Source organism: Aeromicrobium changchenzhani, assembly GCF_057586615.1.
Map to the genome: position 1 here is coordinate 757,324 of NZ_CM172480.1, position 24,866 is coordinate 782,189.

Below are 24,866 nucleotides of genomic sequence, written 5' to 3' on the forward strand. Positions count from 1 at the left end.
CTAGTGTTGGGGATTCTTGTTGAGCGAACGGATACGTGTGAAAATACTGGCGCTTCTCCTCGGAGTCGTCCTGGCTTTAGCATTGCTGCCGGGAACGGCGCAGGCCTCCGACCCAGTTCCGACGTGGGCGGTCAGAACCGCAAGCGTCAATGCCGCTCCAGACGCGGTCGTCGATACCGCGCCTAGCGATGCACCGCTCAACGTTGTCATCACCCGACGGACTGCCAGCGGTCCGTCATTTGAAACCGTGCCGGTGGCATCGCACAAGGCTGCCGAGAAAGTCGTCGACCGGGCGCAGGACGAGGCTTCAACGATCGCAGTCTCGATGGCCCAGCCGGTCCGCATGGCCGCCACGAAGGTAGATCCCTGGCGTAAGTCGCAGTGGGCTTTGGACACGTTGCGGATCTCGACCGCGTGGAAATCCTCGGTCGGCAAAGGCGTGACCGTCGCGGTCGTAGACACGGGCGTTCTGGCGACGCACGCGGATTTGGTCGGCAAGGTCCGCAGGGGCAAAGATTTTGTCGGCAAAGACAGCAACGCGACGGATCTGAATGGTCACGGTACCCACGTCGCCGGCATCATCGCCGCCGTCGCGAACAACGGCAAAGGGATCGCGGGGATGACCCGCAGCACATCGATCCTGCCGGTACGGGTGCTTGATCGCAACGGGCAGGGGGACACCGGGATGCTCGCCAGTGGAATTCGCTGGGCGGCTGACCACGGTGCCAATGTGATCAACCTGTCGTTGGCTCTTGTCGGTACCAACGATGATCCGGCGGTCACAGCGGCGATCAAATATGCCAGATCAAAACGGGTGGTGCTGGTAGCGGCAGCTGGCAATGGCGAGCCAAAGTACCCCTGCCCGACCAGCAGTTCCGGGGAATTGGTTTTCCCGGCCAGTGAACCCGGCGTTGTCGGCGTCGGATCGATCGATCGCGCTGGGCCGATTGCCCCATACTCTTGCACCGGCCACTGGGTCGACGTGGTGGCTCCCGGCAGCCGTATCGTGTCGACGATGATCGGCACATCTCGCGGTTTGGGATGCGCCAAGGGCAGCAGCACCAACAACTACTGCACCATGTCGGGAACCTCGATGGCAACTCCTTATGTTGCTGGGGCAGCTGCGCTTGCGATCGAAGAAGTTGGCTCAAGCTGGACGGTCGCGGGGATCGAAAGCCTGCTGCAGAACACGGCAACCGATCGGGGTGTTGCTGGTCGAGATACAACCTATGGAGCAGGGCTCATCAATCCGGGGCTGATGCTCAGCCGGATCAATACCCATTTCACGCTGGCGACGCCGGCGGACACAATCGTTGCCGGCAACTCGCAGACATTCTCCGGCCGGTTGCGGTACTCGGACAAAACGGCGGTCGCTAATGCCCGCGTGAGGTTATCGCTCACCAAGAAGGGCAAGATCGAAACGCATACGGTGACGACAGATTCGACCGGCGCGTTCTCGAGCACGATCCGGCTCATCCACAACGCGACCATCACCGCGAAGTTTGCAGGAACCGGATCCCAGGACAATTCGAGCGGCAAGATCACCTATCGTCGTGTGGTTCCCAATTGGACGGTCACGCATACCGCCTCGAAGGCCGCGGTCACAAATTATTCGGTTTACCAGCAGACGATGAAACTGCAGAAGCTCACGGGCACGAAATGGGTGACCAAGAAGAGCGTCAAGGTCAAGTCCGCCAAGTGGAGCGCAAAGGCAGGCAAGGGCACCTGGCGGATCTATTCATCAGCAAACTCATTGCTTGCCGCCCGCACCTCGCCGACGTGGAAGAACTGAAGTAGCCCACTCAGACGGGGTCGTGAAGCTTCAACGACAGCAACAGCCCGAGCAGCGGCAGCACCAGAAGGGTCGACAGTGCCGTATGCAGGCTTGTGTGGTCGGCAAGGAGACCCAGCAGCGGGCTGACCAGGCCGCCGGCGCTGACCGCGAGCCCGACGGTGACGCCGCTGGCGGTGCCAATGCGTTGCGGAAGGTAGTCCTGGCCGAGCATCACGAAGACGCTGAATGGCATGTAGAGCGAGATGCCGAGTACTGCGACGCTGACCAGCGCAGTGCTGGTGTTCGGTGACGTCAACAGGCCCAGCAGCGCAGGTATGGCCAGCGCGAAACCGATCCGAATACTCAAGAGTTTTCCGTGACGGTCAGCAAGCATGCCGCCGAAAAGAGTGCCGATGATTCCCGCCACCAAAAATGTGCTCAGTGCGGCGGCCGCGGTCGTGGGGGAGGCAGCGAAGGCGTTGATGAAGTACAACGCAAGGAAGGTCGTGATTCCGAAGAACAGAATCGATCGGGCGATGACCACGCCGGTTAGCCAGCCGAACGCGATCCAGTCATCCTCGCCGGTGGGGAGGAGCCGGGCGCGTGGCCGATCGGCCGGCCCATCGAGAATTGGGGTGAGCGTTGTGATCAGAATGATTGCCATGACGGCCGCCGGCAATACCAACAGGGCCGTGCCATGGAGGCCGAGCGCGATGATGATCGGCGTCGCGATCAGCGGGCCGACCGCGTAGCCCACGTTGCCGCCGACGGCGAAGATACTCATCGCGCTGGTGCTGTTACCGGCCGCCTGGCGGGCAGCGCGAGCGGCTTCGGGGTGGAATGCAGCAACCCCAATTCCCGAGACAGCAAGCGCGAGCCAGGTGAGTAGATAAGTTGAGCTCAGCCCAGACAGGGCAATGCCGATGCCAGCCATCGTCATACCGACCCAGATCAGCCAACGACGCGATCGTCGATCGGCCCACCAGCCAAAGATTGGCTGCGCTACCGACGAGAAGATCGTCGCGGCGAGCACCAGGCCCGAAACTGCTGCATACGAATACTGCCGCTCAGCAACGAAGAAGGGCAGCAGTGCCGGTACGACTCCTTGATAAATGTCATCGACGATGTGCGCCGAGGCCATGATGGCGATACCCGGTCGATTGGTTGTCGGCGGGGCTGCCGAGAGTGGAGCAGTCACTTCCTGAGGATAGAGCCGGTGGCAGCCTTCCGCGTCGAGGAGGTCCACACCGCGGCATGAATCTCGGATCGTATGAATCGGAGAGGTGAGTCACAGATTTCGTGATTACTGGGTTTTGTATGCCATGCTGGACAGTTACCGGATCAACCAAATAGTTGAGTTGGCTGGCGTTTCGGACCTGGGGGTGCGTGATGGAGAAGGCCACGACTCCGGTTCGCACTGCTTCAGGACGTATTTCGTCCGGGCAGGCGCTGCGAGATGGCTGAGCACAGGCTTGCGCGTCGCAGCAACATCCGGCAACGGATCATCTCGTTCCGTCCGTCCCGAGTGCGCGGCCGCAGCTTAGGTGGGGCGGCGCTGTCGATCTTGCTGGGGCTCATCCTGCTCACCAGCGGTCTGGGAACCTGGAGTTCCTGGCAGAGTCAGGTCACTGTTCCAGGCGGTCAGTTTTCCTCCGGTTCGGTCGACCTGACCGGGACGCTCAAGGTGGCGTTGCTCTCGCGTCAGGACGTAGGCAAGCGGACTTATGCGTCAGGGGTGATCTGCACAGCGGCGACGCCGTACAAAGAGTGTCGCGACGTGACCGCGACGCTCACTAACGAGCGGTTGATCCCCGGTGACACGCTCCGGGTCGAGCGGGGTATCACGCTTACCGGCCAGGGCGACAACCTCAAGGGAAACCTCACCGTCGATGCGACGGCGCTGCTCGATCAGAGTTCGGGGGCTTCAGCCTTTGCCAAGAAGGCCGTCGTCTCGATGGTCGTCACCAAGCCGGGCGGCAGCACAGTCACGGTCAACGGGCCCGCGCCCACCTGGACCATCCCGGTGGCGCTCAAACCGCCCAGCACCTTCGGCACCTACACCGCCGTGGTCACCGTGGCTACCCCAGCGAACAACGCCGGTAACCGCTGGGATAACACTCTGCAAGGACAGACGCTCGACCTGGGCGCGCTGACCGCAAACTTCACCCAGACCAACTAGACCGAGACCGGAGGAGAGAGGAATGTCGAGACTTCGGATCGTCCTGCTGGTAGCTGCGGCCGCCCTCGTGGGTCCGGTCCTGCTCGTCCCCGCCCAGACCACCGGCGCCTATTGGAGCAAGCAGTTCACCACGACGCTGCCCGATACGCAGAGCGACGGTTTTGGGATCACGACGGCAAATGTCACTACCGGCGTCGATCACAGCCAGGCCACGCCCACCGTTGTTGCCAACGCACCTGGGGTGTCGATCAAGAACAACTCGACGAGTCACAGCTCCTGGATCGACGTCGTCAGCACCAAGGTAACCATTCCGGCCAGCAACACCACCACCACACTGCTCTCCAAGGTCAACTTGGACTACGCCGTCAGCAACACCTGTACGACCGGGCTGATCGATCCGGTGTATTGGGGCGTGAACGGCGGGGTCGGTGGGGTCACCGTCGCCGGCTCACCGTACCCACGGACGTCCGCTGCGGTGACGGGCGCTGACTTGGCGCCGGGGCAGACGCGGGCGGTATGCCCGTGGGTCCGGCCGGACTACGCGCTGTCGACCGCGAACGGGCGTCGGGACTTCCTGTTCGCCCACGCTGGCCGGCAGCTCGACATCGCGACTACCCTGCAGCAGAAGTCCTTCGACGCGGGCACCTGGACGTCGAATCAGGCCGTCGTGGATACCCGCTACCAGGTGAAGCTGCCCCCGCCGACCCGCCGGTCCCAAGACAACGTCGTGTGTGCCAGGACGACTTTGGGCGGCGTCTTTTCGAGTCTGGGTCTTTTCGGCCGCCTCTACTGGGCGTGGCCGTTCGCAGCCGACGGGGAAGGTTCGGCCAACCTCAGCTCATCGGTGGCGATCAACCGATTTGAGTTGATCCGCTCCACCGACAGCGGCGCAACTTGGACACCTTTCCGCAAGAGCCTCAACCAGACCAGCGGCGCGGTGTATACGACAGCTGGAAGCCCCAGTGGCACGATGCGATTGTCCGAGAGCATCAACAGCGACTACCTGAATAACAACACCTCGAACCCGGTCTTCCTGTCGGTGCGAGCTTTCCCGTATGCCGGTACTGCGGTTTATGTCGACGCAGACTGGATGGTGGAGGTCAGCGAAGGCAAAGTCCTGTTGAGCGACGCTTTTTCTTGCCGGTCCGGTGGATTGCTGAGCGATACAGCGCCCGGGGTCAACCGAACGCCCTCACCAGCACCGGTGGGATTGAACTGACGTGGTCGGTCTCCGGCGCGCGAGACGTCTCGTCGCGTGGGCCGTGGTCGCCGTGTTCGCCGCCGTCCTCGTCGCGGTGTGGGTGGTGCCCCAGGCAAAAGGATGGACTCCGTTAACTGTGCGCTCAGGCTCGATGGCGCCGGCGTACCCGGTCGGCAGCCAAGTCGTGATCTCGCCCGTAGGGGGTAACGTGGATCGGCTAGGAGTTGGCGATGTGATCACCTTCCGGCCACCCGATGAGGACACCAACGTTGTCACCCACCGCATCGTCAACAAGACGCATCGCCCGGACGGGGTCGCTGTGTTCACCACACGTGGCGACGCCAACAACGTTGATGACCAGTGGCAGTTGACCAACGCGCAGATCTTCGGAAAGGTCGAATATCACGTTCCCTACGTCGGGTACGTTGCCTCCTGGTTGTCGCCACAGGCGAAGGCCGGGGGCGTCCTCACCCTGGCCGTGGGATTGCTCGGGTACGGCGCTTGGCAGCTTGTTCAGTCCGGCGGCGCCCGGGGCCGTCCGGACCGAGGTGCTGGACGGCATCAGAAGGCAGATCGATAGCCGATGTCGACCGCAATCGGCACGTACACCTAACAGTGTGCCCCCGGCATGATTCGAACATGCGACCCACGGTTTAGGAAACCGTTGCTCTATCCCCTGAGCTACGGGGGCCAGGGTGTCGATTAAGGCTATCGGGTCGACCATGCTTGCTGGCATAGGGGACAAGGACCGTCGAGCGTTTGCGTGGTGCGCGGCAATGTCTATCCCGGGCCCCTCCGACGGCCTCCGCCGGAGGTTGAAAGCTGGCCGCTCTTGCGCAATTGTTATCATTTTGTAATCATTCGGGACGCAGATCCGTACCGAACGGAGAACGGACCGGCTAACCCTGCGGGTCCTGCAAGGAGTGAAAGTGAAAGTTTTCCTCACTGGTGCTACCGGTGTTATGGGCCGATCGGCCATACAGGCGTTGCACGAGTCAGGTCACACGATTGTCGGCTTGGTTCGATCGGCCGAGGGCGCTGAGCGCATTTCACAGTTGGGCGTCGAACCGCATCGGGGCGATCTTTTCGATGCCGAGCAGCTTCAGGCCGGTATGCATGGCTGTGACGCGGTAGCCAATCTTGCCACCAGCGTTCCCGTTGGTGCGGCGCAGATCTATCCGGGCGCTTGGCGCCTTAATGACCGAATTCGCACCGAAGGAGCGCGCACTGTGGTGGCGGCGGCACGTGCGGCCGGCGTTGGACGAGTCATCCAGCAGAGTCTTAGTTATGTCTATGGCGATAACGGCGAGGACTGGATCGACGAGAGCAGCCCGATTGACATCACCAAATATGTCGAGCCGGTGGTGGTCGCCGAGGCGCAGGCCGAAGCGTTCGGGCAGAAATATGGTGACGGAGTTTCATTACGGTTTGGGCTGATCACTGGGACCGACCGGCAATCGACGTTCCTGCTGAAGCGGGCGCGCGCTGGCAAGGCCACCGGCATGGGGTCACCCGTCGCTTGGTGTCATGTGATTCATCCCGATGACGTGGGCAGCGCGGTGGTTGCCGCATTGAGCGCGCCGAGTGGCATCTACAACGCTGGCGCTGAGCCGATCCGACGCGGCGATTTGGCCGATGTCGTTGCTCACGTTGCCGGGCGCAAAGAGGGGACCTTCCATGGTCCGTTGTTCATGAAGCTGGTCGGCAAGAAAGTCGAATCTTTTACCCGCTCGCAGCGGGTAAACTCCAGCCGGTTGAGTGATCGCACCGGTTGGCATCCCGCACACCCCGAGGTCACACCGGAATGGTTCGCCAGCGATGAACAGGTCAGCGATGAATGAGTCAGCACAACCCCAACAGCCACCGAAGAAGCCTGCCGAGTCGGAATCAGATCAGAAGGAACGGGCCCGTCGTATGCGAGCTGCTGAGTTGCTCGGTGACCTCATCCCGACCAAGTCAGCCGATCAGACTGACGAAGGCTGGAATGAAAAAGGCGGCGCCTCACGCGATGAACAATTCTTGCGTGATGTGCCGCCCCATCATGGCTAATCCCGGTCACCCGGGACCAGCGTGGATCAGCGGTTGGCGAGCGAGTCGCGGATTTCGCGCAGCAGCGCGATATCTTCGCCGACCGTCTCCGCGTCGGCTGGCTTGCCAGCATTGACGCGATCCATGACCTTTTTCATTGGTACGACCACGGCGAAATAGATCACAGCCATCGTCACGACGAAGACGATCAGCGCGTTGAGCAAGCCGCCGATGTTGATCAGGGTGTCGGGGTTGTCCGTGATAGTGAAGCCGAAGCCCTTGGAGCTACTGCCACCAACCGCAGTGATCAACGGTTTGATGAAATTGTCACCAAACGCGCCGACGAGTGCCGTGAACGCCACGCCGATAGCGATGCCGACCGCGAGGTCGACAACATTGCCGCGCAACAGAAAGTCTTTGAAACCTTTAATCATCTTTTCCCCGTCTGTAGGTTTGGACGGAATTACTCTATCGGCAGAAACCGGCTGTTCACGAGACCGTGAGCACGCTCATTCGGGCTCGTGTCGCGGCCGTGGCGATCGCCAGGCCGGTCTTTTCCTCGACCACAACCACGATTGAAGGCGACGCGTCGCGACTTTCATTGCGCGACAAGGAAACAATCGCCGCCCTGCGGGCAACGATGGTCGCCGTCGAATCGCCCTCCGGAGCGGTGGCAAGAACGTTGACATGATCACCAACTCGCAGTGAGCCCAGCTCGGTGGCATCGGCGATACGGATCGTCGACAGGACGAAGCCGTCGCCATAGCCGGTGAGAAGTCCGGGCTCAAGCACCCGAAAATCGGTCAGCACTTCGCCTTTGCGCATCGGTGCGGCTACGCGCCGGCCCGTGAAGTCCGATTTGGCCGTCGTGGAGTGTGCCGGGCGGGCCGCTGGCGGGATGCGAACTGTTGTCAGGTCGCCGCTCGTGATGGACGTGCCTGCCCGAAGGTCGTGGCCGGCGACGATGATGCCGACTGACACGTCAGTAGGGCGCAACGAACCAAGTGCGAACACGACTGCCAAGCCCGCGAAGGCGGCGGCCAAAAGACGCCGATGGACGAGGATGAAGCGACGGATGGACTGCGCGTCGAGGGTGGCCATTTCGCTACGGTACGGCGAGTTGCCCGCGACCGTCGGCCGTTATCCACAGCCGTCAGGCGACGGTCCCGGCGCCCGAGGTTTTCTTGGTCGATGCCGACGTAGTCTCAGTCTTCGCTGGTTTGGAATCGGACTTCGACCCGGACTTCGTGTCCGCTTTAGTCTCAGCTTTGGACTCGCCGGAGTGTTCACTTGCAGCGGGGCTGCTGGCGGTCTGCTTCGCGCGGCTGTCGGTTGCATAGAAGCCCGAACCCTTGAACACGACGCCGACGGCATTGAATACCTTGCGGAGCCGTCCCTCACACTCAGGACACATCGTCAGCGCGTCATCGGTGAAACTCTGATGGACTTCCAGCGCGTGACCGCATTCGGTGCATTGATATTGATAGGTGGGCACTGGCGACTCCTGCTCGATCTGCTTAGCACCTCAAGGGTACAGTTGCCGAACCGTGACTGATCCTGTCCCTCGTGGAGCGCCGCGATGACCGAATGGCTCCTGCTCATTCTCTCGGTCATCTTGATGCTGGCCTGCGGTGTCTTCGTGGCCGCCGAATTCTCATTCGTGACGGTCGATCGCTCCAGTGTCGAGCGTGCTGCGGCACAGGGCAGCAAGCGCTCGGCCGGGACGCTCAAAGCACTCCAGTCGCTGTCGACCCAACTCAGCGGCGCACAGCTGGGCATCACGATCACCAACTTGGGCATCGGGTTCCTTGCCGAGCCCGCGCTCGGCAAGTTATTGCACGATCCGCTCCATGCGATCGGGCTTGAGGGCGGCACCGCGCGCGCGGCGGCATACGGCATTGCGCTCGTGTTGAGCACCTTCGTCACGATGCTGGTGGGGGAGTTGGTGCCCAAGAACATCTCGCTCGCACTCCCCATCCAGACCGCTGAATTCACGCAACTGCCGCAGCGGGCCTTCACCAAGGCGATGGCCTGGCCGATCGGATTGCTCAACGGGTGCGCCAATGCGATCCTTCACTCGATGGGGGTCGAACCGCAGGAAGAACTCCGCTCTGCGCGCTCCCCGGTCGAACTGCGTTCATTAGTGCTTCGTTCGGCCAGAGAGGGCGCCCTCGAGGGTCAGACCGCTGAACTCGTCGCCCGCAGCATTGCGTTCGGCGATCGGACCGCCGCCGATGTCCGCACCCCGCGGGTCCGCGTCACGTTCCTCGACGCGAATGACACCGCATATGACGTTATTGCCGCTGCGCGCAGGACTGGCCACTCGCGGTTCCCGGTCATCGGTGACGGTCCCGATGATGTCGTTGGGATTGTGCACGTCAAGCAAGCGGTCAGCGTGCCGTCCGATCGGCGTCGCAGGGTCCGTCTTGCCGACATTGCGGACCTGGCCACGACCGTCCCAGACAGCATCGAACTCGATCCGTTGTTGACGTTGTTGCGCGAGCAGGACATGCAGATGGCGATCGTGGCCGATGAGTATGGCGGCACCGACGGCGTCGTCACGCTCGAGGATCTGGTTGAAGAGATCGTCGGTGATATTGCCGATGAACATGATCTGCTGTCGGCACGGAGCCAACACCGCTTCGACGGTACGTGGTCGCTGTCGGGGCTGCTGCGACCCGATGAAGTGCTGGAACAAACCGGTCTTAGCCTCCCCGAGGACGATGATTACGAAACGATCGCCGGACTGATCAATCAATATTTGGGTCGGTTGGCTCAGCGCGGTGATGTCGTACGACTAACGCTCCCGCTGCCGCCTGAGATCGAGGCCGAAGACACCGAGCGCGACATCGTCAGCCTGTCGGTCGATCGTATGGATGGCCGTCGCATCGACCGGGTCACGCTGACCGTCGAGTCGGGTCCCGATGTTGCCCAACCGATGGGCGGTGCGCTCTCATGAGTCCTATTCTCGGGATCGTCGTCACGGTCCTGCTGCTGGCTTTCAACGCGCTGTTCGTCGCGGCTGAATTTGCGTTAATCTCGGCTCGACGTACGCAGATGGAACCACGTGTGGCTGAAGGTTCGCGCACTGCGCGGCTTGCCCTGACTGCGATGGAGAACATCAGCCAGGTCATGGCCGCGGCCCAGCTCGGCATCACTATCTGTTCATTGGCGCTCGGCGCTGTTGGCGAGCCAGCGATTGCGCATCTGTTCGAGCCGGTCTTCGGATGGCTCACGGTCCCACAAACGATGGTGCATCCGATCTCGTTCATTCTTTCGATGACGATCGTCGTGTTCGCGCATGTCGTTCTCGGTGAGATGGTGCCGAAGAACTTGGCGTTGGTCGGGCCGGAACGGGCCGCGCTAATACTAGGGCCGTTCATGCTGGCAGTTGTCGCCATATTCAAACCGTTCGTCGTCGGCCTCAACGCGGTCGCGAACCTGATCGTTCGGATGTTGCGAATCGACCCCAAAGACGAGGTCGCGTCGACCTTTGGCCATGACGAAGTCGCCGGATTGGTCGAGGAGTCGCGGCGTGAAGGGTTGCTCGATGATGACGAATATGAGCTCGTCTCGGGTGCGCTCGACTTCTATGCCGGCACAGTTGCTCAGGTTCTGTTGCCGTCGGATGGACTGGTCATGATCCCGCCCACCGCGACGCCGATCGACGTGGAGAAGGCGTGCGCTGATACCGGCTTCTCGCGTTTCCCCGTCGTTGACTCCGGCGGCACGATTACTGGCTACCTGCACATCAAGGACGTGCTTGAAACCGATGACGATGCGCGTACGGACATGATCGGCGACAAGTGGGTACGCCCGCTCGCGACAATCGCGGTGACATCCAACCTCTATGACGCGTTGCGCACGATGCAAGCACGCGGTTCGCACATGGCACGAGTCGCTGGCGAAGACGGGGACATTCTCGGTGTCATCATGCTCGAAGACGTGCTCGAGGAGCTTGTCGGTGAGATTCGTGACTCCAAGCGTCGGGCCTGACCAGGCGAGGGTGCAGAATGGCGCAATGCGTCGCATCCTCAAAGTTCTCGCGGTTCTGTTCGCGGCAGTGCTCGTCGCGAGCCTGATTTTCGTTGTCGTCACGGTGCGGCAATCCTTCCCTGACACCTCCGGGACGGCAACGATCGAGGGGATTCATCATCCGGTCGACATTCATCGCGATGACAAAGGAATCCCACAGATCTATGCTGATGATCCCGAAGATATTTTCTTCGCGCAGGGCTACGTGCATGCCCAAGATCGTTTCTTCGAGATGGATTTTCGTCGACACGTCACATCGGGCCGGCTGAGCGAACTGTTCGGCAAGTCCGCGCTCGGCACTGACAAGTTCGTACGGACGCTTGGCTGGCGGCGCGTTGCGGAGAAAGAGGTCGAACAACTCGATCCGCAGACCAAATCACTCCTTGACGCGTATGCACGTGGCGTCAATCAGTACATCGACGGCAAATCGAGCAGCAAACTCTCGCTCGAGTACGCGGTGCTGTCGTTGACCGGGCCGGACTATCGCCCGGAGCCGTGGACAGCGGCGGACTCGGTGGCGTGGGTCAAGGCGATGGCCTGGGATCTGCGCAGCAATATGAGCGATGAAATCGATCGGACCCTTGCGGCGGCCAAGCTGCCGATGAAACAGGTCAACGAGCTCTATCCAGAGCAGCCTAAGGACAATCCGCCCATCGTCACCGACCCCGAAGCCAATGTTTTTGCTGGCAAGTTCCAGCAGAACGGATGCACAGGCGTCGAGCTGCAACAGCCTGCCGCGGACTGCTTCGACCCGGGCCTCGCTCGTACCGCGGTGGCATCGCTCAAATCCGCAGCCAGTGCTGCTGACAAACTTCCCACACTGTTGGGCACCGGCGAAGGTATTGGCTCCAACTCCTGGGTCGTCGACGGCAAGCATTCGGCTACCGGCAAGCCCATCCTGTCCAATGATCCGCATCTGGCTCCATCGATGCCGGGCATTTGGTACGAGGCCGGGCTCCATTGCCGGACGGTGTCAGCGGCCTGCCCGTATGACGTTGCCGGTTTCTCATTCTCCGGATTGCCGGGGATCGTCGTCGGCCACAACGCCAAGATCGCCTGGGGCGTGACAACGATGTATGCCGATGTTGCCGATCTCTATCTGGAGAAGGTCACGGGCGACACCTACCTCTACGACGGCAAGCAGAAACCGTTGACTAAGCGCACCGAGAAGTTCAAGGTTGCTGGTGGCGCGACCCAGACGATTACGGTGCGCTCGACCAAACACGGACCGATCATCTCCGGCGTCGATGACGAACTGTCCGATGTTGGCAGTCAAGCGGTTGCTGGCAATCAAAAGGGCGGCTATGCGGTGTCGTTGCGCTGGACGGCCTTGACGCCGCGGCCGACGATCAAGGCGGTCTTTGCACTCGACACGGCGCAGAACTGGGATCAGTTCCGTGCTGCCGCCAAATTATTTACAGTGCCCTCGCAGAATCTTGTGTATGCCGACACCGCCGGCAATATCGGCTACCAGTCGCCGGGCATCATCCCCATTCGCGGCAAGGGTGACGGGCGGATGCCAGTGCCGGGTTGGGATAGCGCTTATGAATGGAAGGGCTCAATTCCGTTCGACGCGCTGCCGTCGGTCTATAACCCCAAGTCAGGGGTTATCGTTACGGCCAATCAACAGGTCATCGGCGATCAGTATCCGCTCAATCTCGGTAAGGACACCGCACCTGGCTATCGGGCAAAACGGATCACCGACCTGCTCAAGGCGAAGAAGAAGTTGACCGTCGCGGACATGACGAAGATCCAGCTCGACACCAAAAGCGCCAATGCGCAGCAGTTAGTGCTCAGACTGTTGGAGGTTAAGCTCGAGTCGGGCTATTACCGCCAGGGCCAGGACACGCTGAAAGGTTGGGATTTCCAGCAGGGTGCGGATTCGGCGGCGGCCGCCTACTTCAACACGGTGTGGCGCAATCTCCTCAAACTGACCTTCCATGACGAGTTGCCGAAGGCCCAATGGCCCAATGGCGGCGAACGCTGGTTCAACGTCCTGCGCACCATCATCGATCAGCCGACCAGCCACTGGTGGGACAACATCGACACGACCGACAAGATCGAATCCCGCGATGAAATTTTCGCTGAGGCGATGCGCCAGGCGCGTGATGAGCTCACCCGCCAGCAGTCACGTGATCCCAAGAATTGGCGCTGGGGCGAGCAGCACACGTTGTCGTTGGTCAACTCGACGCTTGGTGATTCTGGCGTCGGTCTGATCAATTCGATCTTCAACCGCGGCGCCTATGAAGTCGGCGGCGGCGGCGGTCTTGTCGATGCCACCGGCTGGGATGCGACCAAAGGTTATGAGGTCACTGCGGTTCCATCGATGCGGATGGTGGTTGATCTATCGAATCTGGACGCCTCGCGGTGGATCCAATTGACCGGTAACTCCGGTCACGCTTTCAATAAGCACTACACCGATCAGACGAAGCTCTGGCTTAAGGGCGAGACGATGCCGTGGGCGTTCAGTCCAAAAGCGGTCGACAAAGCCAGTAAGGACACGCTGAGGCTGAAGCCACGTGCACCTCGCTGATTGAGTAGCCGAGGACCGTACCGAAACCGTTCGGCGCATATTGTGAACGCGACACGCCGATAATTCCAGCGCGACACGCCGTGTGATGGAAGTTATTTCTGTGACTGGTGTTCCTTTTGAGGCGTTTGAGGATTACGGTGGCAGTCATGCGTGTCTTCCCCACGCCGATGCGGGCGCTTGCTCTTGCCGGTGCTTTGAGTCTGGCCCTCGCCTCCGGCGCGGTGGCGGTTGACGATGGCCCGGACTCGGCAGCCGCAATCCAGATCAAGTTGGTTCAGGGACGGCAGAGCCTCAATGCGATGTACGGGCGTGCCGCCGTCGCATCCGAGCAACTCAATGGTGCGATCTATCGAGCCGCGCAGGCAAAGGCCGAAACGGCGCGCAACAAGGTCGAAGTTGCCAGCGCCGCCAAGGGTTTGAAGATCCAGCGGGATGCGGTGGCGATGCTCACGGTCCAGGGTCTGCAGTCCGGCACCGGTATGGCAAAACTTGGCTCGTTGTTCCAATCCGACGGCCCAACGCAACTGCTGGATCGGGCATCGGCCTATTCGAGTACGCAGGAAGCAATGGCCGCGCACATCGATTCGCTCACGGCGAGCACCGTCGTCTACGATTCCGCGATCCACCGGGCTGACAAAGCTGCCGCCGCTCAACGTACGGCGCTCGCCGATCAGGTTGCGGCCAAAGCTGCGATCGATCGAGAGATTTCTGGGGCCGAGGCGGCACAAAAGACGCTGTCCACAGAACGTACGCATCTGCTCGCCGAACTGGCTGCCGTGCAGAGGATTTCGGTCAAGGAAGTAACCAAGCGACAGAACCAGATTGACCAAGAACTTGATCGGCAGGGCGGGACACCACCGGCAGCTGACCCGAAAGCAGCCGATCCTAAGTCGGCTGATCCGAAGCCTGAAGTGCCCAAGCCAACTACCCCGCCGAAGACAACACCGCCGCCGGCCTCGTCGAGCAAAGTCGAGACGGCGATCGCCTTCGCCAAGGCGCAACTTGGTGATCCCTACAAATGGGGCGCCGCCGGACCGAGCTCGTGGGACTGTTCGGGGCTCACGATGAAGGCGTATGCGGCCGCCGGTGTCAACATTCCGCACTATGGCGGAGCGCAGTACACCTCAACCAAGCATGTCCCGATGAACCGCATCAAACGCGGTGATCTGCTGTTCTGGAGCAACGGCTCAGTTGGTTCGATCTATCACGTGGCGTTGTATCTCGGTGGCGGCAAAATGATCCAAGCTCCGCGTACCGGGCGCAATGTCGAGATCATGCCACTGAGCTACTGGATCCGCCCAGACATGGCCTCCCGACCAGGCTGATGTTACGAAGTTAGCGCGCGACCTCGGCCAGCGATGCGTCGACGAGCCATTCGACGGGCGCTTTGTCATCGGTATAGATCGTGCCGCCGGTGAGTCCTGGACGCAGCCGCGCGGCGGTCGACTTGCCCACCGCAGCAAGATCATCAGGCCAACCGACGGCGGCCGATTCCAATGCTGCGCGCGGGTCAGAATGCGTCGTACCGATCAGCATCGTGTTGGTGGCGTCGAATGGATCACGCCATACCCCGTCGCTGCCGAATGCCGTACGCATCGTCGCACTCAATACTTTCTCCAACGTGGCGGAGCCTTCGGGGTGGCCAACGTTGACGATGACGACGCCGCCAGGACGAAGATGTTCCTTCACAAGGGCGAAAAATTCCCGCGTCGTCAGGTAGAACGGAATGTATGGCTGCCGGTAGGCATCGACCAGAATCGCGTCGAATTTGTCATCAGATGCCCTCAACCATGGCCGCGCATCAGCAGTGTGGGTATGCACATTTGGTCCACTGAGGTCGAAAAGTTCGCGGCCCACGGCGGTGACATCAGGATCGATTTCGACGGCATCGACGCGCACCTGTGGCCAAAAATGGGCGACCGCACGGGCGGTCGTGCCGGCGGCGCTGCCGAGAATTGCAATCTTCGCGGGCTTTGCCGCACCGGCGAACGGCAGCACCAGCATTTCGTCCCAGTAGCCGTCAGTCAGATACTCGCCGGCCCGGTAGGTCGAGTGCACGGCCTGGCCCTCGTTCAGTTCAAGCGTCCGTGTGCCAGCGGGGCTCTCGACGACCCGGGCGTATTGATATTCGGTCTCGTGCTCCCAGATCACTTTGCCGCCGGCGGCCTCCGACTTGGTCAGCCCTTCGGGCAGCAGGATGAGCCCGATGATTGCGAGCGCAACGGCGCCGGACAGCATACGGGTCCGGCCCCCGCGCAGGCCCGGAAGGGAGACGAGCGCGAGTGCCAGCGCGAAGACCAAGAAGGTGCGATGCGAGCCGACATACGGAATCAGCAGCAGCGACGCCAGGAAGGTGCCGGTTAATGAGCCGACCGTGCCGATTGCATAAAGCCGTCCCGAAACTCGACCGGCATCCTCAACGTGCTCGACTTTGAGTCGCACAGCATATGGCGACACCATGCCCAATAGCAGGACCGGAACCGCGATGAGCACGCCGACTCCGACGAGTGAACCAACGAAGATGCCGGCTGACAGATCCTCAAACGCTGTTGTCGAAGCGTGCAGGAATGGTCCGCTGATGAACGGGACGATCGCGAGCATGATCGCAGCGCCGAGGACGATGCGGGCCAAGCCGTGAATGGTGGGATCTCGGTCCGCGATGCGACCACCGATTGCATAGCCGATCGAAAGCGCAACGAGAACGATTGCGATCGTGTTTGCCCAGACGATCGTGCTGGCCCCGAACCATGGCGCAAGCAATCGAGCCGCCGCGATCTCGGAGCCGAGACTGGCCGATCCAACGACAAACACAAGAACTTCAAGCGAGAACAGCCGACGGGTCATTGGGCGAACATACCCGGTGCCCGTCTAACGTCATCCCGAATGAACCGTATGGAGTACGAGCGGGATGACGTTAGGGCGCAGTGAGGGGTTAAGGGACGCGGAACACGCCGGTTGGCGCGACCGCCATGTGGACGGGTACGTCAAAAGAGTCGTGCGGGAGTTCGTCGACAATCTCGCCAGCGAACAACAATGCGCACCGAATGGAAGACGATCGTTCGAGCGCACGATCGTAGTAGCCGGCGCCGCGGCCGAGACGGTTGCCAGCGACGTCGACGGCGAGTGCCGGAACGATCACGAGATCGGCTGTGTCGAGCGCATCCACACCGAGTCGAGGGGCATCAGGTTCAGTGACGCCGAGCGATGTGACCTGACCGGAATCGCCGGGTTTGTAGCTGACCCAGTCCAAACTCAGGTCCGGCAGACTGATCGGCACGATGACCTCGATGCCGCGATCTATCAGGCCCTGGATCGTCGGCGCGGTGCCGGGCTCGGATCTCATTGAGACGTAGACAGCGACGCGTTTAGCCGCAGTGAGGATCGGCTGGGACAGCAGATGAGCCGCGATTGCCTCGGCCGCGAACGCCTTGTCCTGATCGCTGAGCGATCGCCGCCGAGCCAACGCCGCGGAACGGTAGTCGGCTTTGTCCATGGAGCGACGCTAACCTATTGCCCATGAGCGCAGCAGGATTGGCCGAAGCGATCCACCGCATGTCCGCCGTTGGTGTCCACCAACGCGCGATTGACGTGTTCACCTATTACTACGGTCAGATCGAAGCTGGCGCGACCGGCATGATCGCCGAAGCCGATGTCGAGCCGCTCGACAATCTCGATCACGCCTCAGCGCTGACCATCAGCCATGCCGACCAGATTGCGGCGGCCGATCGAACGGCGATCATCAAACTCAACGGCGGCCTCGGCACGTCGATGGGAATGGATCACGCGAAGTCGTTGCTCGAAGTCCGATCTGGGCTGAGCTTCCTCGACATCGTGGTCGGGCAGGTTCAACAGGCCCGTAAGGCCACCGGATCGCGGCTTCCGTTGCTGTTGATGAACAGTTTCCGTACGCGCGAGGACACGTTGGCGGCGCTCGCGAAATATCCCGATCTCGCCGTCGACGACTTACCGCTCGACTTTTTGCAGAATCAGGAACCGAAGCTGCGGGTGGATACGTTGAGCCCGGTCGACTGGCCCGCGGATCGATCGCTCGAGTGGTGCCCGCCGGGACACGGAGACCTCTACACCGCGCTTGAGGTCTCCGGAGTGCTTGACGCTTTGCTCGATCAAGGTTTCGCTTATGCGAGCGTGTCGAATGCGGACAACCTTGGGGCATCGCCCGACGTCGCGATGATGGGCTGGTTCGCGGCCAGTGGAGCGCCATATGCCGCTGAGGTCTGCGTACGTACGCCCGCCGATGTCAAGGGCGGCCATCTCGTCGTTCGGCGAAGCGACGGGCGACTCATGTTGCGAGAAACCGCGCAGACCCGTGCCGAAGATGCCGATGCGGCGGCCGATCGGCACCGCCACCGCTACTTCCACACCAACAATCTGTGGTTCGACCTGCGTGCGCTCAAGGCAGCACTCACCGAACGCAAAGGGGTACTGGGACTTCCGCTCATCCGCAACGAGAAAAGTGTCGATCCTACCGATCCGTCCTCGCCACGCGTCGTGCAACTCGAGACGGCAATGGGTGCGGCGGTCGAGGTGTTCGACGGGGCGCGGGCGATCGAGGTCGACCGCACCCGATTCCTGCCGGTCAAAACCACCGACGACCTGCTGCTCGTCCGCTCAGATGTTTATGACCTGAACGACAATTTTCAGCTTCGGACGCACCTGTCCGACCCGCCGATCGTGCGTCTGGACCAACAGTTCTTCCGCACGATCGGTGATTTTGAAGCACGTATGCCGAGTGTCCCTTCACTGCTCAAAGCCGATTCCTTGACGGTAAGAGGAGATTGGACTTTCGGTGCTGGGGTCGCTGTCGTCGGTGCGGCTGTGCTCGAGGATCAGGGGCGCCCTGAGAGCGTCGCTCCGGCAGCGACGCTTGGACCGCGTTAGTCTGAGTGCCATGCCCTCGGATTCCAACGACATCGATGCGGAGCAGAGCATGTTGCCGCTTGATCCTCATGGGGACGTCGAACCCACCGAAGTAGTCGCGATGGACAGCGAAGTGAAGCCGGAATCCGAACCACCTACTGCCGCGCCAGCCGAGCCTGCGCGGCATGCTGCGACCGAGGCATCTGCTGAGTCGCCTGCGGCCACCCCCGCTCCTGTCGAGTCGCCTGCGGCCGCGGACACGCAGGCCGCAACTCCGTCGACGGCCGCTGCAGCGCCTGAAGCTCCCGCGCCACCGGCTGCGAAGCCAAAAGCGACCCGTCCGCGTGCTGCCTCGATCCCCGACAACATGCTGAGCGTTGAGCAGCACCTCGAACGAATCTTGCGCGGTATCGGCCCGTTGGAGGCCTACGATCAGCCGTTGGTCGAGTCGCTCGGGCTGCCGATTCACGAAGATTTCGTCAGCGCGATCGACCTGCCACGCTTCGATAACTCCGCGATGGACGGTTATGCCGTGCGGTCGCAGGACGTCATTGAGGCGACCAAATCTCATCCCATCACATTGCCGGTGGTCGGCGAGATTGCCGCCGGGTCGGCGCGGCCATTCGCGATCAGTGCCAACACTGCGGTCAAGATCATGACTGGCGCGCCGATTCCACGTGGCGCTGATTGCATCGTGCCGATTGAGGCGACCGATCGCGGCAACGCGCGTGTTGTCATCTATGCCGGCGGTCCTGTTGGGCGGTCGATCCGGCCGCGTGCCGACGATGTTAAGGCCGGCGACATGGTGCTTCCCGCCGGTACGGTCCTCGGCCCACGCGAGATCGGACTGCTCGCATCGCTTGGTGCCGGTCGGGTCAAATCCCGACCGCGGCCACGCGTCGTAATCATGTCGACCGGTAGCGAATTGCGTGAACCCGGCGCCCACCTCGACTACGACTCGATCTTCGATGGCAACAGCTTCATGCTCGCCGCAGCCGTGCGCGCGGCCGGCGCAATTGCCTATCGGGTGCCCGCCGTGACCGATAATCCGAAGACGTTCCGGCGGGCGCTCTCCGATCAACTCGTTCGCGCTGACCTTGTTGTGACCAGCGGTGGTATCAGCAAGGGCGATCACGATGTCGTTAAGGAAGCGCTCTCACCGTTGAGCACCATGACGTTTAGCCAAATTGCGATGCAGCCTGGCAAACCGCAGGGTTTTGGCACCGTGTTCGATGAGCAGACGCCGGTGATCACCTTGCCTGGCAATGCTGTGTCGGCCTACGTGTCCTTCGAGGTTTTCGTGCTCCCGGCCATCCGCCGGATGATGGGGTTGACGCCATACCGTCGGCCGATGGTCCACGCCGTACTCGCTGCAGATGTGCAATCGATACCTGGCCGGCGCCAGTATTTGCGTGGCATCTTCGAGGTCACTCATCGCGGTGCCAAGGTCACACCGATCGCCGCGCCGGGTTCACACCTCGTTGGCGACCTTGCCAGGGCCAATGCCCTGATCGTCGTCGGCGAGGACGAAACTGCGTTGAATATGGGCGATACCGTCCGTACCTTGGTGCTCGATCGGCCATTCTGATGGCCGACAAACTGACTCATGTCGACGCCAGTGGCCATGCCCGTATGGTCGACGTTACCGCCAAAAACATCACCAGTCGTGTGGCCACGGCACAGGGTCGAGTGGAGATTAGTGCCACGGTCGTTGACCTATTGCGCGGCGAAGGAGTGCCCAAGGGTGACGCATTGGGCGTTGCCCGAGTTGCCGGCATTATGGCAACCAAGCGCACCCCGGATCTGATCCCGCTGTGTCACCCACTCGCGATCGGTGGGGTTGAAGTTGATCTTGTCGTCGTCGACGATGCGGTGGAAATCATGGCGACCGTCCACACCGCGGACCGCACCGGCGTCGAGATGGAGGCGTTGACCGCCGTCAGCGTCGCGGCACTCACCGTGATCGACATGGTCAAAGCAGTCGACAAGCACGCACGCATCACCGACATTGAAGTCGTCGCAAAAGCGGGCGGCAAGAGCGGCGACTGGACCAGCCCAAACCGGTGGGAGCGGTGAAAGCGGCGGTTGTCGTCGCGTCCAACCGGGCGTCCGCGGGCCTATATGCCGATATCACCGGCCCACTCATTGTTGAGACGTTGACCGCCTGGGGCTTCGATGTTCCACCGCCCAATGTTGTTCCTGATGGCGATCCGGTCGCCCAGGCGATCTCGGCCGCGCTCGCTGATGAGGTTGCCGTCATCCTCACGACCGGCGGCACCGGCGTCAACCCGACCGACCGCACGCCCGAAGCGACCAAACCGTTCCTCGAACGCGAATTGCCAGGTGTCGCCGAAGCGATTCGTGCCTATGGAGTGTCCGGCGGAGTGCCGACGGCGATGCTGTCGCGCGGTCTTGCTGGGGTTGCGGGCAACACCGTGATCATCAATTTACCCGGTTCTCGTGGTGGGGTGAAGGACGGGCTTGCAGTGCTTGATGGTGTTCTCAAGCACCTCGTTGACCAGATCGCCGGCGGCGATCATGGAGGCCACGAGTGAGTGCTGGGTGGCCCGTAACCCTGGCGCATGGGCGGATCGGCATACGACCGCTTGTCCTGAAAGATGCGTCGCGTTGGTCTGCGCTGCGCGACGCCAATGCTGCGTGGTTGTCACCATGGGAAGCGACGGTTCCGCCCGGCTCAGGACGGGGCATCGCCTCCTACCGCGAGATGATTCGTACTTTGCGCGCCCGCGCCCGACGGGGTCAGACGATGCCGTTCGCGATCACCTATGACGGCAAGATGGTTGGCCAGTTGACGGTCAGCGGCATAACCCAGGGCTCGGCCCGTTGGGGAAGCATCGGTTACTGGATCGCCCGTGACCATGCGGGGCTGAACATCACGCCAACTGCAGTGGCGTTGGTATGCGATCACCTGCTGTTCACGGTGGGTCTACACCGGATTGAGATCGCGATCCGGCCCGAGAATGCCGCCAGTCTTCGCATCGTCGAGAAGTTGGGGTTCATCGAATACGGTATGGCGCTGGGTTATCTTCACATCGCGGGGGACTGGCGCGATCACCGGCTGTTCCAGATCCTTGCCGAGGATGTCCCGGAGCGACTCATTTCGCGACTGCCGGCCGCCGAAACCTCATAAGTCACATCCGTCACAAAGTTCTCGGCCGACACACCGCCCGTCGTGCCGCGTTTCAGGGCTCCGACCGCATACGGTTTTGCTTGTGGGCAATGGGCTGATTTTCGCGTTCGTCGTCGCCTTGTGGGCGGCGTACTTCGTGCCGCTTGCCGTCCGCCGCTACGACGAGGCTTCGAAGTCCGGTTCGATCGAGAAGTTTTCCTCTCTCAGCCGGGTGATTCCACACCAGCGGAACGTCGTGGAGGAGGAAGTCGTCATGGCTCCAGAGCCCGAGATTGCTCGCCCAACAATTGCTAAGACATCGAACCGCCCGGCGGCCCGACTGGCTGCGCGTCGGCGCCGTCGCACACTCCTTACGTTGCTCGCGTTGGCGGCCATCGTCACGACGGTCTCGGTGATTGGCCTTCTTCCGCTCGGCGCAATCGGCGGCCCCGCAGCGCTGATCGTGGCATGGCTCGTGGCCTGCCGGATTCAAGTCCGTGGCGAGCTTGGTATCACGCGCAAACCTCGTGCGGCCCGCAATGCCAAGAAGAATGCCAAGAAGGCCGACAAGCATGATGACGGCGAAGACACCATCATCGTTTCCGGCCAGTTCGAGGACATCGATCCCAATCGCAAGCACTCGATGGAAAAAGTCGAGCTTGAGATCGATGCGCTTGACGAGAAGATTGAGATCGCCGTTCCCGTCGGCACCATTGCCGGAGCAGCAACCTGGTACCCGTTGCCGGTCACGCTTCCGACTTACGTCACCAAGCCACGTGCGGGTCGCACTGTTCGGACTATCGAGTTCGGCGAGCCGGGGGCCTGGACATCGGGCCACATCGAGGGCGAAGATGTCGAGCTGCCGTCCCGCAAGGGCACCGGCGAAGATGATCAACGTCGCGCCGTCGGCAACTGATCCACGGTTTACCACGGTCACACGGCAAACCTCATCGGTCCACGGCAAATTTGCCGGGGTATGCCATGGTTTGCCGTGGTATGACAGGTGGTAATCTCGACACTTGTTGAGGGGCATTGGCGCAGTTGGTAGCGCGCTTCGTTCGCATCGAAGAGGTCAGGAGTTCGAATCTCCTATGCTCCACCAATCGGTTCTTAGTCGAACCCATCATCTGAACAACGCCAAGCGTTAAGATTCCGGCGGGCCCTACGGGGTCCGTTTTTCTTCGAGTGTGGCGAGGACTAAACGGCGGCTTCCGTAGAAAGCTGCTGCGATGGGTGTGTATTCACCGTGACAGTCGAGATCGGCTGCCGGGGCGGCCAGTCTTGGATCAACGTGTATCCGAGTGGACTGACCCGTTTCGCGTGTGAGCGAATTGTGAGCGGCTCCTGTAAGAGTGTGCGGATGTTCTGTTCTCGCGCACTCGGTCTGCGTGCATACAGCGATGCTTCGTCGGGGTGGAGTCCCCAGAGCAGAAGGAAAGCCGGGTTCGCCAAGAACATCCCGCGCTGGAATCAGCCAGAGCTGTCGTCGGCGACAGTGAAATTTCAAAAGTGAAAGCGGAGGCCGCAATGGCACGAATGTTCGAAAATAAACTCAGATCGTTCGCGCGACTGAACTTCGCATTGGCATTGGCGGTGGTCCTGGTCGCGGCGTCCGCGCTGACAGTATTCGCGCCTCAAGCGGCTCATGCCGATGCCGTCAACAACACCGATTTCGTCACCACCTGGAAGGTCGAGGCCGGCGACACAAGCATCACCATCGATGTCAACACCCTGTTCACATCGACGCCGTTCAACTACAGCGTCGACTGGGATAACGACGGAACACCCGATGAGTCTGCGCTGACCGATGCGGTGACTCATGATTTCGGTGCGACCGGCACGTACACGGTTCGGATCAGCGGTACGTTTCCAGCAATTGAAATGAAAAATGCCGGTAACGCGGCCAAACTCATCAGTATCGACCAATGGGGCGACAACGAGTGGGAATCGACATTGCGTGCCTTTAAGAATGCGGTCAACATGACGTATAACGCGACTGATGCACCAGACCTGTCCAATGTGGCCAGTATGGCCGCAATGTTCGAGGCGGCAACTAGCTTCAACGCTGACCTGTCGAACTGGGACACCTCGAACGTAAGAGTGATGAACTCGACTTTTAAGGGCGCCACCGCTTTTGATGGTGACATCACCACCTGGGACACCGATAACGTCGAACAGTTAGTAGACACGTTCAATGGTGCGACGTCGTTTAACCAAGACATCTCTGGTTGGAGCACCAGCAACGTGGTACTTATGAATCGCACGTTTATGGGTGCGTCGTCGTTCAACCAGAGCCTCGGTGACTGGGATTTGTCGAAGGTGACGGGACTCCTCGACTTTTTCGATAGCACTGCTCTTTCCGTCGCCAACTATGACGCCACACTGGCTGGCTGGGCCGCGCAGAGTTTGCAGCCGGACTTGGCGCTTGGCGCAGACGGCCTGACCTACTGTGACCAAGACGCGCACGATGCGCTCACTGGTGCTCCGAACAACTGGACGATCATCGGTGATTCGCTTGATCTCAGCTGTCCGGCGGCACCGATCTCGTTCAGCATCGACGTCGACGGCACTGACGCTACGACTGGCAACGCTGCTATGAGTCAGACCCCGACCTTCAGTGGCACCTACGACCCGGACTGGACAATCGATGTCCTGGTTGACGGCCAGCTGGTGTGCACGGCAACGGTCGATTCCAATGGCGAGTGGACGTGTAGCCCTACTGATGAGATTGCTCCGGGTAGCCATCAAGTCACTGCTGACGTTAACTACTTTGGCGACAACACAGAGTCATTCGGTCCGTATACGGTCACGGTTGAAGGTCAGACCGGCGATACTGACAATCCGGCCGACGAAGAAGAAGTAGTCCCCGCCGGTGCCGTTGACGAAGGTGCTGCTGAATTGCCTGACACAGGCGCAGCGCCCATCGTTCTCCCAATCGGTCTGGGCGCGCTGCTGCTCATCGCCGGAGCCGGACTGGTGTATTCCGGGCGCTTCCGTCATTCCAGGACACAGGAGAGCTGACCTATTGGCAAGACTTGCGTATGGGCAGCGGCGCGGGGTCTGCCCATACTTAGGTCGGGGATGCTCGTCGCATTCTGCTGCCGGATG

23 protein-coding genes and 2 tRNA genes are annotated in these 24,866 nt (G+C 61.3%); 18 read left to right on the top strand and 7 right to left on the bottom strand.

The features are described from left to right. Positions 1–37: 37 nt before the first annotated feature. Entirely contained in the window at positions 38–1,792 is a 1,755-nt protein-coding gene (locus AC2YB9_RS03915; protein WP_487267452.1) for a S8 family serine peptidase, read from the top strand. 10 nt (positions 1,793–1,802) lie between these two features. Here the strand turns inward: AC2YB9_RS03915 and AC2YB9_RS03920 are convergent, their stop codons facing one another. Continuing rightward, positions 1,803–2,972 (bottom strand): MFS transporter, encoded by a 1,170-nt coding sequence (locus tag AC2YB9_RS03920; protein ID WP_487267453.1) that lies wholly within the window; start codon positions 2,970–2,972, stop codon positions 1,803–1,805. Between the two features lie 258 nt (positions 2,973–3,230). Between AC2YB9_RS03920 and AC2YB9_RS03925 the strand changes: the two genes are divergently transcribed. From AC2YB9_RS03925 to AC2YB9_RS03935, 3 genes are read left to right on the top strand one after another with little or no spacing between them, the layout of a single operon-like run. After that, complete coding sequence (locus AC2YB9_RS03925) at positions 3,231–3,953, top strand: SipW-dependent-type signal peptide-containing protein (protein WP_487267454.1); 723 nt, start codon at positions 3,231–3,233, stop codon at positions 3,951–3,953. 22 nt (positions 3,954–3,975) lie between these two features. Further along, complete coding sequence (locus AC2YB9_RS03930) at positions 3,976–5,172, top strand: hypothetical protein (protein WP_487267455.1); 1,197 nt, start codon at positions 3,976–3,978, stop codon at positions 5,170–5,172. A gap of 1 nt (position 5,173) precedes the next feature. Further along, complete coding sequence (locus AC2YB9_RS03935; protein WP_487267456.1) at positions 5,174–5,734, top strand: signal peptidase I; 561 nt, start codon at positions 5,174–5,176, stop codon at positions 5,732–5,734. Between the two features lie 38 nt (positions 5,735–5,772). On the opposite strand, the gene AC2YB9_RS03940 is transcribed toward AC2YB9_RS03935, so the two are convergent. Further along, positions 5,773–5,845, bottom strand: a tRNA-Arg gene (locus AC2YB9_RS03940). Positions 5,846–6,083: 238 nt separating this feature from the next. Between AC2YB9_RS03940 and AC2YB9_RS03945 the strand changes: the two genes are divergently transcribed. Together AC2YB9_RS03945 and AC2YB9_RS03950 are read left to right on the top strand one after the other, a co-directional pair. Further along, entirely contained in the window at positions 6,084–6,995 is a 912-nt protein-coding gene (locus tag AC2YB9_RS03945; protein WP_487267457.1) for an NAD-dependent epimerase/dehydratase family protein, read from the top strand. Next, positions 6,988–7,203, top strand: coding sequence for a hypothetical protein (locus AC2YB9_RS03950; protein ID WP_487267458.1), 216 nt, complete (start codon positions 6,988–6,990; stop codon positions 7,201–7,203). The genes AC2YB9_RS03945 and AC2YB9_RS03950 overlap by 8 nt, the downstream gene beginning before the upstream one ends. A 26-nt stretch (positions 7,204–7,229) precedes the next feature. Here the strand turns inward: AC2YB9_RS03950 and mscL are convergent, their stop codons facing one another. The 3 genes from mscL to AC2YB9_RS03965 are packed head-to-tail and all read right to left on the bottom strand — an operon-like array spanning position 7,230 to position 8,677. Further along, positions 7,230–7,616, bottom strand: coding sequence for a large conductance mechanosensitive channel protein MscL (mscL, locus tag AC2YB9_RS03955; RefSeq protein ID WP_487267459.1), 387 nt, complete (start codon positions 7,614–7,616; stop codon positions 7,230–7,232). A gap of 55 nt (positions 7,617–7,671) precedes the next feature. Beyond that, positions 7,672–8,283 (bottom strand): SAF domain-containing protein, encoded by a 612-nt coding sequence (locus AC2YB9_RS03960; protein ID WP_487267460.1) that lies wholly within the window; start codon positions 8,281–8,283, stop codon positions 7,672–7,674. Between the two features lie 52 nt (positions 8,284–8,335). After that, complete coding sequence (locus tag AC2YB9_RS03965; protein ID WP_487267461.1) at positions 8,336–8,677, bottom strand: FmdB family zinc ribbon protein; 342 nt, start codon at positions 8,675–8,677, stop codon at positions 8,336–8,338. 84 nt (positions 8,678–8,761) lie between these two features. On the opposite strand from AC2YB9_RS03965, the gene AC2YB9_RS03970 reads away from it, so the two are divergent. The 4 genes from AC2YB9_RS03970 (at position 8,762) to AC2YB9_RS03985 (ending at position 15,075) form a co-directional block, all read left to right on the top strand. Then, a complete protein-coding gene (locus AC2YB9_RS03970) occupies positions 8,762–10,141 on the top strand; it encodes a hemolysin family protein (RefSeq protein ID WP_487267462.1) in 1,380 nt (459 codons plus the stop codon). After that, positions 10,138–11,178: a hemolysin family protein gene (locus AC2YB9_RS03975; protein ID WP_487267463.1), complete on the top strand. Its 1,041-nt coding sequence runs from the start codon at positions 10,138–10,140 to the stop codon at positions 11,176–11,178. Before AC2YB9_RS03970 ends, AC2YB9_RS03975 begins: the two co-directional genes overlap by 4 nt. Positions 11,179–11,203: 25 nt before the next feature. Further along, positions 11,204–13,750, top strand: coding sequence for a penicillin acylase family protein (locus tag AC2YB9_RS03980; RefSeq protein ID WP_487267464.1), 2,547 nt, complete (start codon positions 11,204–11,206; stop codon positions 13,748–13,750). Between the two features lie 146 nt (positions 13,751–13,896). Continuing rightward, entirely contained in the window at positions 13,897–15,075 is a 1,179-nt protein-coding gene (locus tag AC2YB9_RS03985; RefSeq protein WP_487267465.1) for a C40 family peptidase, read from the top strand. Positions 15,076–15,085: 10 nt separating this feature from the next. On the opposite strand, the gene AC2YB9_RS03990 is transcribed toward AC2YB9_RS03985, so the two are convergent. Continuing rightward, positions 15,086–16,594 carry a spermidine synthase gene (locus tag AC2YB9_RS03990; RefSeq protein ID WP_487267466.1) on the bottom strand — a complete coding sequence of 503 codons (1,509 nt, stop codon included), beginning with the start codon at positions 16,592–16,594 and terminating at the stop codon, positions 15,086–15,088. 88 nt (positions 16,595–16,682) lie between these two features. After that, positions 16,683–17,243: a 5-formyltetrahydrofolate cyclo-ligase gene (locus AC2YB9_RS03995; RefSeq protein WP_487267467.1), complete on the bottom strand. Its 561-nt coding sequence runs from the start codon at positions 17,241–17,243 to the stop codon at positions 16,683–16,685. Positions 17,244–17,266: 23 nt separating this feature from the next. On the opposite strand from AC2YB9_RS03995, the gene AC2YB9_RS04000 reads away from it, so the two are divergent. The 8 genes from AC2YB9_RS04000 to AC2YB9_RS04035 all read left to right on the top strand — a co-directional run bounded on the left by AC2YB9_RS04000 (position 17,267) and on the right by AC2YB9_RS04035 (position 24,779). Beyond that, complete coding sequence (locus AC2YB9_RS04000) at positions 17,267–18,649, top strand: UTP--glucose-1-phosphate uridylyltransferase (RefSeq protein ID WP_487267468.1); 1,383 nt, start codon at positions 17,267–17,269, stop codon at positions 18,647–18,649. Positions 18,650–18,659: 10 nt separating this feature from the next. Beyond that, positions 18,660–20,216, top strand: a complete 1,557-nt coding sequence (glp, locus tag AC2YB9_RS04005; protein WP_487267469.1) for a molybdotransferase-like divisome protein Glp — start codon at positions 18,660–18,662, stop codon at positions 20,214–20,216. After that, on the top strand, positions 20,216–20,704 hold the full coding sequence (gene moaC / locus AC2YB9_RS04010) for a cyclic pyranopterin monophosphate synthase MoaC (protein WP_487267470.1): 489 nt from the start codon (positions 20,216–20,218) through the stop codon (positions 20,702–20,704). The genes glp and moaC overlap by 1 nt, the downstream gene beginning before the upstream one ends. Further along, on the top strand, positions 20,692–21,183 hold the full coding sequence (locus tag AC2YB9_RS04015) for a MogA/MoaB family molybdenum cofactor biosynthesis protein (protein WP_487267471.1): 492 nt from the start codon (positions 20,692–20,694) through the stop codon (positions 21,181–21,183). The genes moaC and AC2YB9_RS04015 overlap by 13 nt, the downstream gene beginning before the upstream one ends. Then, positions 21,180–21,779 carry a GNAT family N-acetyltransferase gene (locus tag AC2YB9_RS04020; protein WP_487267472.1) on the top strand — a complete coding sequence of 200 codons (600 nt, stop codon included), beginning with the start codon at positions 21,180–21,182 and terminating at the stop codon, positions 21,777–21,779. The genes AC2YB9_RS04015 and AC2YB9_RS04020 overlap by 4 nt, the downstream gene beginning before the upstream one ends. Before the next feature lie 82 nt (positions 21,780–21,861). Further along, positions 21,862–22,674, top strand: a complete 813-nt coding sequence (gene sepX, locus AC2YB9_RS04025; RefSeq protein ID WP_487267473.1) for a divisome protein SepX/GlpR — start codon at positions 21,862–21,864, stop codon at positions 22,672–22,674. Positions 22,675–22,784: 110 nt separating this feature from the next. Beyond that, positions 22,785–22,860: transfer RNA gene (locus AC2YB9_RS04030), tRNA-Ala, on the top strand. A 425-nt stretch (positions 22,861–23,285) separates the two neighbouring features. Then, positions 23,286–24,779: a BspA family leucine-rich repeat surface protein gene (locus AC2YB9_RS04035; RefSeq protein ID WP_487267474.1), complete on the top strand. Its 1,494-nt coding sequence runs from the start codon at positions 23,286–23,288 to the stop codon at positions 24,777–24,779. Positions 24,780–24,866: the final 87 nt, after the last annotated feature.